The sequence below is a fragment of the Leucobacter massiliensis genome (assembly GCF_002982315.1).
In the GTDB taxonomy this organism is placed as follows: domain Bacteria; phylum Actinomycetota; class Actinomycetes; order Actinomycetales; family Microbacteriaceae; genus Leucobacter; species Leucobacter massiliensis.
In genome coordinates this window covers 67,620-79,595 of the sequence record NZ_MWZD01000014.1, presented here as the reverse complement: position 1 = coordinate 79,595, position 11,976 = coordinate 67,620, and the positions used below count along the sequence as shown (strand labels likewise).

Here is an 11,976-nt window from a genome sequence, read left to right as displayed (position 1 = left end):
CGGAACGGGGCCTCGGCTCCGCGGGCCCGCGAAGGAGAGCAGCATGGGCGCGAAATCTCAGCCGGACGACGGCAATGCGGCGGTGAGTGCGGCGGAGGCGGCCGAGGCGGCGCGGCTCGCGCAGGAGGAACTGCAGGCCGCGATCGCAAAGGCCGAGGCGGCCGCCCGCGCTGCGGCGGAGGCCGCGGCACGGGAAGCGGCTGCGTCGGGGGAGGCGCCGGCCGCGGCGCCGGCCGCGATGGACGCCGGCCCGGCTGCGGATGCCGAGCCTGCCCCCGCAGCACCGGAGACGGCGGAGTCCGCCGGTCCCGCCGGGCCGCTGAGCGAGGAAGAGGTCGCGGTGATCCGCGCCGGGTACCCGGCTGCGGTGGACGGCGGTCCGACGCTGCTGCACGTGGGTGCGCTGGTGAACGGCGGGCCTCGGGCAGATGCGCAGATCACGATCCCGATCAGCATGCTCAACCGTCACGGTCTCATTGCCGGCGCCACCGGCACCGGTAAGACGCGCACGCTGCAGGGACTCGCTGAGCAGATCGCGGCGAACGGGGTGCCCGTCTTCGCGGTCGACATCAAGGGCGACCTCTCGGGCATGGCCGCCCCGGGCGAGCCGAATGAGAAGCTCCTCGGCCGGACGGCGGGGATCGGTCAGGACTGGCAGCCGCACGCCACGCAGGCCGAGTTCCTCACCCTGGGAGGCATGGGCGTCGGCGCGCCAATCCGCACCTCGATCGAGCGCTTCGGTCCGGTGATGCTCTCCAAAGTGCTCGGCCTCAACCCGACCCAGGAGTCGAGCCTCGGCCTCGTCTTCCACTACGCGAAGGAGCGAGGACTGCCGCTCATCGAGCTGGCCGATCTGCAGGCGCTGCTCGCCTACCTCACGGGAGAGGAGGGCAAGGCCGAGATCGCGGCGATCGGCGGCCTGTCGAAGCAGACGGTGGGCGTGATCCAGCGCAATGTCATCGCGTTCGCGGGGCAGGGCGCCGACGTCTTCTTCGGCGAGCCCGCCTTCGACCCCCTCGATCTGCTGCGCACGGCCCCCGACGGCACCGGCATGGTCACCCTCCTCGAGGTGCCGGGCGTGCAGGACCGGCCGACGCTGTTCTCCACCTTCGTCATGTACCTGCTCGCCGAACTCTTCGACACGCTGCCCGAGGTCGGGGACCAGGACAAGCCGAGACTGGTGTTCTTCTTCGACGAGGCCCATCTGCTCTTCGCCGACGCCTCGAAGGCGTTCCTGCAGCAGATCACGCAGACCGTGCGGCTGATCCGTTCGAAGGGCGTCGGGGTGTTCTTCGTCACGCAGACGCCGAAGGACGTGCCGGGAGACGTGCTCGCGCAGCTCGGATCCCGCGTGCAGCATGCCCTGCGGGCGCACACCCCCGACGACGCGAAAGCGCTCAAGGCGACGGTCTCCACCTACCCGAAATCGGGTTACGACCTCGCGGAGGTGCTGCAGGCAATGGGCACCGGCGAGGCCATCGTCACGGTCATGGGTGAGAACGGCGCTCCGACCCCGGTCGCCTGGACCCGTCTGCGCGCACCGCAGGGCTCGATGGAGCCGCTCCCCGCTGTGAGCATGCAGGCCGCGGTGCTCGCCTCACCGCTGCGGGCGAAGTACGGGGAGGCGATCGACGAGCACTCGGCCGCCGAGATGCTGGCCGAGCGCGCCGAGGAGGCCGCTGCCGAACGTGCCCAGGCGGAGGCGGAGGCGGAACGTCAGCGTCAGCTCGCGGCCGAGGCGAAGCAGGCGGAGAAGGCCGCCATCGCCGCCGCGAAGCAGGCGGAGCGCGAGGCTGCTGCGGCCCAGCGCAAGCGCGAGCAGGAGGCGGCGCGCAAGGAGCGCGAGCGCAACGCCGCCGCGAAGAAGGCCGCCGACCGCCTCAGCTCGGTCGTCACCTCGGGCGCCCGCACCGTTGTCAACCAGCTGCTCCGGAGCCTCTTCAGACGCTGAGGGCCGCGCCCGCGGCGCTCCGAGGCTACGCTGATGACATGGAGGCGGAGGAGCTGTTCACCGGGATCGTGGTGGTGATCGAGGCGATCGGGATCTTCGCCGTCGTCGCCGGTTTCGCCGTCGCAGCCGTGCTCGCGGCGCGAGCGCTCCTGCGCGGGGCTGGTGCGACCGCCGCATTCCAGACCCTGCGCACGACGATCGGCGGCTCCATCCTGCTCGGACTCGAGATATTCGTCGCCGCGGACATCATCCGCACCATCTCCACGCCGACGCTGCAGGACGCCGCCGTGCTCGGCCTCATCGTCGTCATCCGCACCGTGCTCAGCATGTCGATCCAGATCGAGATCGAGGGGACGCTCCCGTGGCGGCGCGCACTCCTGACGAGCGGAGCCGCCGTCATCGCCGCGGAGGCATCCCGCGGCGGGCATTCGAGGGAGCGCGGCGCGTGAACGCTCGCTGCGGAGTGTGCCATAATTGATCCTTGTGCCACGGTGCGGCACTGCCGCGAGGGTCCGCACGAACCGTGAGCCTCACCACCAGTACTTTTCGATATCCGCGATCCCGACTTGCGGCGGGCGCAGAGAGTAGACAACCATGCAGAAGCTCGACCACCTCGACGCCGCCTCCCTGAAGAGCGACATTCCCGAGTTCCGCGCCGGTGACACCGTCAAGGTGCACGTGAACATCGTCGAGGGCAACCGCTCGCGCGTCCAGGTCTTCCAGGGCGTCGTCATCGCCCGCCACGGCGAGGGCGTGCGCGAGACCTTCACGGTGCGCAAGATCAGCTTCCAGGTGGGCGTGGAGCGCAAGTTCCCCGTGCACTCGCCGGCCATCGACAAGATCGAGGTCGTCACCCGCGGCGACGTGCGCCGCGCGAAGCTCTACTACCTGCGCGGCCTCACCGGCAAGAAGGCTAAGATCAAGGAGAAGCGCGACGCCTGATCGTCTCGACTCCCGCGGGCCGCGACACGCGATGCTCGCACCGCTCTCAGGCTCCCCCCGGTCGCGGGTGGGAGCCTGAGGTGTTTCCACACTGCAATTCCGGGTTCGGCGCTGCGCACCGGCCCGGCCCGCCACACCGAGAGGGTGCCCATGAGCGAAGCGCACGCGGCCGAGGGCGACAGGCGGCAGCGCCGATCCGGGCTGCTGGTCTTCCTCCGCGACCTGCTCGTCATCCTGCTGGTCGCGTTCCTCGTCTCCTTCCTGCTGAAGACCTTCCTGGTGCGCAGCTTCTACATTCCCTCCGTGTCGATGGAGCAGACGCTGCAGGTGAACGACCGGATCCTCGTCAATCAGCTCGTGCCCGATGTGGTGGGCGTGCAGCGGGGCGACATCGTCGTGTTCAAGGATCCCGGCGGCTGGCTGCTGCCGCGCAGCTCCAACCCGCCGCAGGGCTTCGAGAAGGTGCTGCAGGCGGTCGGTCTCGCAGCGGACACCAGCCACGAGTACGTGGTGAAGCGGGTGATCGGCGTCGGCGGCGACCGGGTGCAGTGCTGTGACGCCCAGGGGCGCGTGCAGGTCAACGGCGTCTCGCTCGACGAGCCGTACATCGTGATCCCCGAGGGCGAGACGCGCGCCTCGGCGATCGACTTCGACGTCACCGTCCCCGAGGGATCCGTGTGGGTGATGGGTGACAACCGCTACCAGAGCAAGGACTCGCGCTACAACCAGGATCAGCCGGGCAAGGGCTTCGTGCCCGAGAGCGAGATCGTGGGCCGGGCCTTCGTGCTCAACTGGCCGCTGAGCCGCTTCCAGTGGCTGGGCAGGCCGGACGGCACCTTCACGGGGGTCGAAGAGGCGCGCGCGCGAGCGGGCGAGTGAGCGGCGCGGCGACGAGTCCGGGCACGCGCCGCACCGGGGCGGCAGCGCTGAGTGGCAGAGCGGGTTCGCGGAGCCCGGGCGGGGGTGGCTCGGGATCGAGGCCCGCCGATGCGGTTTCGAAGGATCCGACCCTGACGGTCGAGGCGGAGCTGTTCGCGGCGGGGGCGACGCTCGTGATCGGCATCGACGAGGTGGGACGCGGCGCGATCGCGGGCCCGGTCGCGGTCGGGGCGCACGCGGTGCTCGCGGGCACGGACGGGTTTCCCGCAGGCCTGCGGGACTCGAAGCTGCTCAGCGAGAAGCGCCGTGAGGCGATCGCGCCGCTCGTCGCCGAATGGGGCGCCGGCGCGGTCGGTTTCGCCAGCGCGGAGGAGATCGATGCGCGCGGGATCGGCGCGATGCTGGGGGAGTCGGCGCGGCGCGCACTGCTCGCGCTGCACGCGGACGGCGTGCCGGTGGACCGCGCCGTGATCCTGCTCGACGGCGCGCACGACTGGCTGTCGGCGGCGCTCCGCCGCCCCCTCGACGTGCGCACCCGAGTCGGGGCCGATCGCTCCTGCGCGAGCGTCGCGGCGGCCTCCGTGCGCGCCAAGGTGGCACGCGACGCGGTGATGCGCGAGGCGCACAAGGCGCACCCCGGCTACGGCTGGGATTCGAACAAGGGGTACGGATGCCGGAGTCACTACGAGGGCATCGCCCGTCACGGACTCACGGCCCTGCACCGCAGCAGCTGGATCAAGCGGGCACCGGCCGCCTGAAGCATGCGTCCGGCTTCCGCGCGGCCGATGGTCCGCGGCGGGTTCCTCGCGGTAGCCTGGTGGGATGAGTTCGACAGCTGATCTTCGCGCCGACGGGCGCACCCCCGCGCAGACCCGTCCGGTGACCATCGAGCGCGGCTGGAGCGCGCAGGCGGAGGGCAGCGCGCTCATCTCCTTCGGCCGCACGAAGGTGCTGTGCACCGCCTCCTTCACGCCCGGAGTGCCGCGCTGGCTGACCGGTCGCGGCACCGGCTGGGTCACCGCCGAGTACTCGATGCTGCCGCGCTCCACCAACGAGCGCATGCAGCGCGAATCGGTGAAGGGGCGCATGGGCGGGCGCACCCACGAGATCTCTCGCCTCATCGGCCGCAGCCTCCGCGCGGTGATCGACACGAAGGCGCTCGGCGAGAACACCATCGTCATCGACTGCGATGTGCTGCAGGCCGACGGCGGCACCCGCACCGCATCGATCACCGGTGCCTACGTCGCGCTCGCGGACGCCGTCGAGTGGGCGCGCGCGCAGGGGCACGTGCCGCGCAGCTCCCGGCCGCTGACGGACAGCGTTGCCGCCGTCTCCGTGGGCATCGTCGACGGCGTGCCCATGAGCGACCTCGCCTACGTCGAGGACTCACGGGCCGAGACCGATATGAACGTCGTCGTCACCGGCTCCGGCGAGTTCGTCGAGGTGCAGGGCACCGCCGAGGGCAAGCCCTTCTCGCGCGCCGAGCTCGACGCGCTGCTCGACATCGCGCTCGTCAGCACCGCTGAGCTGGCCGAGCTGCAGCGCGCCGCCCTGGCCGAGGGGCGGTGACCGTGACCCGCACCCTCGTGCTCGCCTCGCACAATGCGCACAAGCTGGAAGAGCTGCGCCGGATCCTCGGGCCGCTGATCCCCGGCATCGAGCTCATCGGCTACGACGGCCCCGAGCCCGTCGAGGACGGCCTGAGCTTCGAGGAGAACGCCCTCATCAAGGCGCGCGCCGCCGCCGCGCACACGGGGCTGCCCGCCATCGCGGACGACTCGGGCATCGCCGTCGACGTGCTCGGTGGCTGCCCCGGCATCTTCTCCGCGCGCTGGGGCGGACCCGAGCGCAGTGACGCCCGCAACGTCGAACTGCTGCTCTGGCAGCTCAGCGACGTCGCCGACGAGCACCGCTCCGCGGGATTCGTCTGCGCCGCGGCCCTCGCCCTCCCGCCCGTGAACGGGACGGCCGGCGAGGAGATCTGCGAGCTGGGCGTGTGGCCGGGGCGCGTGCTGCGCGAGCCCGCCGGCGAGCACGGCTTCGGCTACGATCCGATCTTCCAGCCCGAGGGGGAGACGCGATCCGCCGCGGAGCTCACGGGCGCCGAGAAGGATCTGCTCTCGCATCGCACCCGCGCCTTCGGCGCTCTCGCGCCCGAGATCCGGGAGCGTCTCGCGGCCGGCTGATCCGGCCCGACCCAGACCACGGCTTGTGGGTCCCATGACCCGGGCCAGAGTGCCCCGCAGCTGCGACGCGGCACCCAACACACGAGGTACGCAACCCTTCCAGAAGTGGAGAACCCCAGCAATGGTGGAGCAGCAGACGGGCGGTCTCGTGCGCCCCGACGTCACCGCAGAACAGGCCGCGCAGATCGCGCTCGAGTGCTACGGCATCGAGGTCACCGCGACGGAGCTCGGCAGCAATCAGGACCGCAACTTCGTGCTCGAAGCTGCGGACGGCGCGCGCAGCGTGCTGCGCGTCGACAACCCCGTGTTCGCCGACGCGGCGCGCGACGCCCAGCACGCGGCGCTGGAGGCGTACCGGACGTCGGGCGTCGCCGTCCCGGCGGTGCTGCCGGGGCTCGACGGACGGCTCACCCAGCGCAGCTCGGGCGGCCACACGGTGCGCCGGAGCGAGTTCGCGCCGGGCGAGCCGATGGTCGACGCCGGCTACTTCGCGCCGGTCGTGCTGCGCGAGTTCGGCGCCCTCGCCGCCGCCTCGGTCAACGCGCTCGCGAGCCTCGCGCACCCGGGCCTCGACCGCGAGCACATGTGGGTGATGGCGGTCGCCCACGCCGAGACCGTGAAGCTCTCGCCCGCGATCACGGACGAGGCGCTCCGCGAGCGCGTGCTCGCCGCGGCCGCGGAGGCGCAGGCCGCGCTCGACGCGGTCGCCCCGGCGCTGCCGGTGCAGGCGATCCACGGCGACCTCACCGACGACAACGTCACCGGGGTGCGCGGGGACGACACCCGCCTCCACCCGCGCACCGTGCTCGACCTGGGCGACCTGGCCTACGGCTGGCGCGTGGCCGAGCTCGCGGTGACGGCCTCCTCGATGCTGCATCACGAGCCGGATCGGCCGCTGCGCGTGCTCGACACCGTCGAGGCATTCCACGCCGGCGCGCCGCTGTCGGCGGCGGAGGCGCGCGCGGTCTGGCCGCTGATCGTGCTGCGCGGCGCGGTCCTCGTGGCGAGCGGCTGGCGGCAGCTCGAGATCGACGGCGGCAACGACTACGCACGCGAGCGCATCGCGGGGGAGCAGGCGATCTTCGATGCGGCGACCGCGCTGCCGCTCGCCGAGATGACCGAGCAGGTGCTCGCCCGGCTGGGATTCGCGGGAGTGGCCGAGGGGACGGGGCTGCGCCTTCCCGCAACGCCGACGCCCGCCGCCCCGGAGGACACGGCAGAGGCCGTGCTCGGCTCCGAGGAGCTGCGCGAGCGGGGGGCGCTGCCGCTGCGTTCGCTGCTGCCCGGGCTGGAGGGAGAGGTCAAGGTCCTCGATCCCGGGATCGAGAGCTGCGCCCTCGACGCGGGCCGGTGGCTCGCCGCGGACGCCGAGGATCGCCTCGTCGCGGACGCCCTGGACGCGGGGGCGGCTGCGGCGGTCCTGCCTTACGGCGTCTACCGACTGACGCGCACCGTCCTGGACGCCGCCGACGCCGCCGCGAACTGGCCGATCGGCACCGAGGCGGTAGTGGCCGGCGGCGATGCGCTCGCCGTGACCGCCCCGGTCGCGGCCGAGGTGGCCGTTGCGACGGAGCGCGGCGTGCTGCTCCAGCTCGGCGGCGACTGGTGCCTCTCGATCGACGGCGTCACCGCCGAGTGCGCCGCGGGCGACCAGGTGCAGCCCGGCACCCGCATCGCCAGCCTCGACGCGGCGGCCGGTCCGCGGCCCCTGACGGTGACGCTCTGCCGGGCGGACGCCATCGACGGCGCTGCGCCCCCGATCCTCTCCCTCGATGTTCCGGCGCCGGGCCGCGCGCAGCTCGTCGTCCCGGAGCGCGTGCCCGCCTGGTCCCGTTTCACCCGCGACCCCGCGGCGATGCTGCGGCTGCCCGGACTTGCGCAGCGCGACGAATCGGCCGAGGAGCAGGCGCGCCGCGAGCGGATCTTCGCGAGCGCGCAGGAGCGCTACTACGAGCGCCCCATGCAGATCGAGCGCGGCTGGCGGCACCACCTCATCGACACGACCGGACGCGCCTACGTCGACGTCGTGAACAACGTCACCGGCCTCGGCCACGGTCACCCGGGCGTCGCCGACGCGGTGAACCGGCAGATCCGCATCCTCAACACCAACTCGCGCTTCCTGTACCGGGAGCTCGCCGAGTACAGCGAGCGGCTGCTGGCGCTGCTGCCCGAGGACTCGGGGCTGGACACGGTGCTGCTCGTGAACTCCGGCTCGGAGGCCGTGGACCTGGCACTGCGGCTCGCGCAGGCGGCCACTGGCCGCAAGACGGTGGTCGCGCTGCGCGAGGCCTACCACGGCTGGACGATGGCGAGCGACGCTGTGACGACGAGCGCCTACGACAATCCCTACGCGCTGGAGAACCGGCCCGACTGGATCCACGTCGCGGACGTGCCGAACCGCTTCCGCGGCAGCTACCGTGGCGAGGCGGACGATCGCACCGTGGGCGAGCGCTACGCCGCCGATCTCGGGCGCGAACTCGACGCCCTCGCCACCGAAGGGCGCGACGTCGCGGCCTTCATCTGCGAGTCGGTGCTCGGCAACGCAGGCGGTGTGCTGCTGCCCGAGGGCTACCTCGCAGAGGCCTACGCGCGGGTCCGCGCCGCGGGCGGGCTGTGCATCGCGGACGAGGTGCAGGTCGGCTTCGGGCGGATGGGGTCGAGCTTCTGGGGCTTCGAGCAGTCGGGGGTGCGGCCCGACCTCATCACGATCGCGAAGCCCATGGGCAACGGCTTCCCGATCGGGGGCGTCATCACCTCGAAGCGCATCGCCGACGCGCTCGCGACACAGGGGCAGTTCTTCTCCTCGGCGGGCGGCAACCCGCTGAGCTGCAGGGTCGGGCTCGCCGTGCTCGACGCGATGGAAGAGGAGGGGCTGCAGCGGAACGCAGCCGTCGTGGGCCGCCGCCTGGCGGACGGATTCCGCGCGCTGGCCGAGCGGCACGCGATCATCGGCCCCGTGCACGGCGAAGGCCTGTACCTGGGCGTCGAGCTCGTGCGGGATCGCGAGTCGATGGAGCCCGCGAAGGCCGAGGCCTCCGCGATCTGCGAGCGTCTGCGGGAGCTGGGCGTGATCGTGCTGACCACCTCAGAGCGCTCGAATGTGCTCAAGGTGAAGCCGCCGCTCTGCCTCACCGCCGAGAGCGCCGACTTCGTCGTCGCCGCCCTCGACCGGGTGCTCAGCGAGGGCTGGTAACGGGGAACGCCGAGGGCGGGCGGGTAGACTGCTGGATCATGGCATCCGCGTCGTCTCCTTCGCCCGCCCCCGGAATTTCACCGGGATCCCGCCCCGCTCAGACACCCGCCTCGGGCGTCGCTCGAGCATCCGTCTCGCCGACGGCGCACGTCACGCGGCTGGACTGCGTCGAGCCGCGTGTGCACGGCGCCACCGTGGAGCTGCGCTACGTGGCTCGCGCGGGCGAGGAGGCGGTGGCGGAGTTCACCGAGCACATCGAGCTGCCGCGCCCCGTCGATCGCACCCCGGTGGTCGACGGCGTGTTGCGGCTGCTCTCGCTGGCGGCCTCGCTCAGCTACTTCAAGGCCTGCGCGCCGGCCGCGCTCTCGGTGCCCGGGGGGCTGAGCGATGCCGAGCGCGCCTTCGCCCGCGCGATCATCGCGGGCGGTCTCGGGGAGTTCGCCTTCGTCAACGATCTGCCCGAGGTGCTGGAGAGCGAGGTGCTCGGTCCCTCCCGGCCCGAGACGACCAGCGCCGCCGAGCGGGAGCAGGAAGCGCGCACCTCCGGAGCCCGTACAGGATCGCCGGATCCTGGCCGCCTGCTCGTCGCCGTCGGCGGCGGCAAGGACTCGATCGTGTCGATCGAGGCGCTGCGCCGCGACGGACTCGAGCTCGGGCTCTTCGCCGTCAACACGCAGCCGCCCATGGCGCGCACCGCCGAGGTCGCGGGGCTGCCGCTGCACGAGGTCCGTCGCACCCTCGACCCGGAGCTCTTCGCGCTGAACGCCGCTGGCGCGCCGAACGGGCACGTGCCGGTGACCGCCGTGAACTCGCTCATCGCGCAGCTCACCGCGCTCGCGCTCGGCTATGACACGGTCGTGTTCAGCAACGAGGCTGGCTCGTCCTTCGGCAATTTCGTCTGGGCCGGGCGCACCATCAACCACCAGTGGTCGAAGGGCAGCGAGTTCGAGGGCCTGCTGCGCGAGACCCTGCCGGCGGGGGCGCCCGACTACGTCTCCCTGCTGCGCCCCGTGAACGAGATCCGCATCGCCCGCCGCTTCGCGAGCCTCACGGACTACCATCCCGTGTTCACGAGCTGCAACCGGGCCTTCCGCATTCACGGAGCCTCGACGTCGTGGTGCGGCGACTGCCCCAAGTGCCGCTTCATCTTCCTCATGCTGGCGCCCTTCCTCTCGCGGGCGGCGCTGCTCGACATCTTCGACGGCCGCGATCTCTTCGCCGACGAGGCGCAGGCGTCGGGCTTCCTGGAGCTCTTCGGGGTCGAGGGCCTGGTGAAGCCCTTCGAGTGCGTGGGCGAGCCGGACGAGTGCCGGGTGGCGCTGTCGCTGCTGCGCGAGCACGCGGACTGGCACGGGCACGCCTTCCTGGCGCGCCCCGAGGTCGCGCGGATCGGCGCGTCCGAGGCGGAGCGCGAGGCGGTCTTCGCGTGGCGCGACGGCGAGCACTTCCTGTCGCCGCGCCTGGAGGCGGTGGCGCGTGCGATTTGACGAGCTCGCCGGCCGCCGCGTCGTCATCTGGGGAGCGGGCCGCGAGGGGCGGGCCGCGCACGCGGAGCTGGCCCGGCGGGGCGTGCCGACGCTGATCGCGGTGACCGGGGACGGGGCCGTGCCCGAGGATCTGCGCGCGGCCGCGGTGACGGGGGACGCCGCGCTGCGGGCGCTGCTCGGCGCGGAGGTCGTGGTGAAGTCGCCGGGAATCCCGCGCACCTCGCCCGACTTCCAGCGGATCGTGGCGGCCGGCGTGCCCGTCACCTCGCTCATGGACCTGTGGCTGAACGACAACGCGGACCGGGTCATCGCCGTCACCGGGACGAAGGGCAAGAGCACCACCTCAAGCCTCATCCGACACCTGCTCGAGGCGCTCGGCGTCTCGGCGGTGCTCGCGGGTAATGTGGGCGTCGCGGTGGCGGGCGACCTGGATCCGGCCGTCGAGGCCGCAGTCACCGAGGTGTCGAGTTACCAGGCCTCGGATCTCACCGCCTCGCCGCGCGTCGCGGTGCTCACCTCGCTCTACCCCGAGCACCTGCCGTGGCACGGCGGCTACGAGCGCTACGTCGCCGACAAGCTGAACCTCGTCGCGCACGGTCCCGAGGTGGTCGTGGTGCCCTCGCGCGAGCATGAACTGCACGCGCTGGCAGCGGAGCGGGCGGGGGAGCGCACGCGCATCGTCACACCGGGCGAGCTCGGCATCCGAGCCTCCGAGGACCGTCTGGAGTGGGACGGCGCGGGTGCCCTCTCGGCGGAGGAACTGCCGCTGCGCGGGGCCCACAATCTTGCGAACGCCGCCCTGGCGCTCACCGCCCTGCACGCCTACACGGACATGGCGGACGCGGATCGCGGCCGGGCGCTCGCTGCGCTGCGCGACTTCGCGCCGTTGCAGCACCGGCTCGAAGTGGTGCCCTCGTCGGACGGGCGCGTGTGGGTCGACGACGGGCTCGCGACCGCGCCGCAGGCGGTGGTCGCGGCGCTCGAAGCCTACGCGGATGCGCGGGTGACGCTGATCGCGGGAGGCGCCGAACGGGATCTGCCCTTCGCGCCGCTGATCGGCTACCTCACGGCGCGGGGCGAGGACATGGGAGGCGGAGCCGGGCCGGTCCGGGTCGTCGCGACCGGCCCTTCGGGCGCGAGGCTCCTCGCTGAGGCTGGCGGGCGTCTCCCGCGTGCCGAGCTCGCGCGCGATTTCGCGGACGCGCTGGATCGCGCGCGCGCCGGTTCCGTGCCCGGCGAGGTGATCCTGCTCTCGCCCGGCGCCCCCAGCTTCGACGAGTTCGCGGACTACGAGGCCCGGGCCGCCGCCTTCCGCGCCGCCGCCGAGCGGGCCTAGCG

At 72.6% G+C, this 11,976-nt stretch carries 10 protein-coding genes; all 10 read left to right on the top strand.

Going from position 1 to position 11,976, the window contains the following annotated elements; translation table 11 throughout:
• The first annotated feature begins 43 nt into the window (after window positions 1-43).
• Window positions 44-1,951, top strand: coding sequence for a helicase HerA-like domain-containing protein (locus B4915_RS04580; RefSeq protein WP_105804661.1), 1,908 nt, complete (start codon window positions 44-46; stop codon window positions 1,949-1,951).
• A gap of 38 nt (window positions 1,952-1,989) precedes the next feature.
• A complete protein-coding gene (locus tag B4915_RS04575; protein WP_105804660.1) occupies window positions 1,990-2,400 on the top strand; it encodes a DUF1622 domain-containing protein in 411 nt (136 codons plus the stop codon).
• A 145-nt stretch (window positions 2,401-2,545) separates the two neighbouring features.
• Window positions 2,546-2,893, top strand: a complete 348-nt coding sequence (gene rplS / locus B4915_RS04570; RefSeq protein WP_105804659.1) for a 50S ribosomal protein L19 — start codon at window positions 2,546-2,548, stop codon at window positions 2,891-2,893.
• Window positions 2,894-3,043: 150 nt separating this feature from the next.
• A complete protein-coding gene (lepB, locus tag B4915_RS04565; RefSeq protein WP_105804658.1) occupies window positions 3,044-3,772 on the top strand; it encodes a signal peptidase I in 729 nt (242 codons plus the stop codon).
• Window positions 3,773-3,903: 131 nt separating this feature from the next.
• Window positions 3,904-4,530: a ribonuclease HII gene (locus tag B4915_RS04560; protein ID WP_245907349.1), complete on the top strand. Its 627-nt coding sequence runs from the start codon at window positions 3,904-3,906 to the stop codon at window positions 4,528-4,530.
• Between the two features lie 64 nt (window positions 4,531-4,594).
• Entirely contained in the window at window positions 4,595-5,341 is a 747-nt protein-coding gene (rph, locus tag B4915_RS04555) for a ribonuclease PH (protein WP_105804657.1), read from the top strand.
• A gap of 2 nt (window positions 5,342-5,343) precedes the next feature.
• Window positions 5,344-5,958: a non-canonical purine NTP pyrophosphatase gene (locus B4915_RS04550; RefSeq protein ID WP_105804811.1), complete on the top strand. Its 615-nt coding sequence runs from the start codon at window positions 5,344-5,346 to the stop codon at window positions 5,956-5,958.
• A 121-nt stretch (window positions 5,959-6,079) separates the two neighbouring features.
• Window positions 6,080-9,151: an aminotransferase gene (locus B4915_RS04545; RefSeq protein WP_105804656.1), complete on the top strand. Its 3,072-nt coding sequence runs from the start codon at window positions 6,080-6,082 to the stop codon at window positions 9,149-9,151.
• A 179-nt stretch (window positions 9,152-9,330) separates the two neighbouring features.
• Window positions 9,331-10,638, top strand: coding sequence for a MurL-like N-terminal domain-containing (locus B4915_RS04540; protein ID WP_105804655.1), 1,308 nt, complete (start codon window positions 9,331-9,333; stop codon window positions 10,636-10,638).
• Entirely contained in the window at window positions 10,628-11,974 is a 1,347-nt protein-coding gene (gene murD, locus B4915_RS04535; protein WP_105804654.1) for a UDP-N-acetylmuramoyl-L-alanine--D-glutamate ligase, read from the top strand. Before B4915_RS04540 ends, murD begins: the two co-directional genes overlap by 11 nt.
• The last annotated feature ends 2 nt before the right edge of the window (window positions 11,975-11,976 follow it).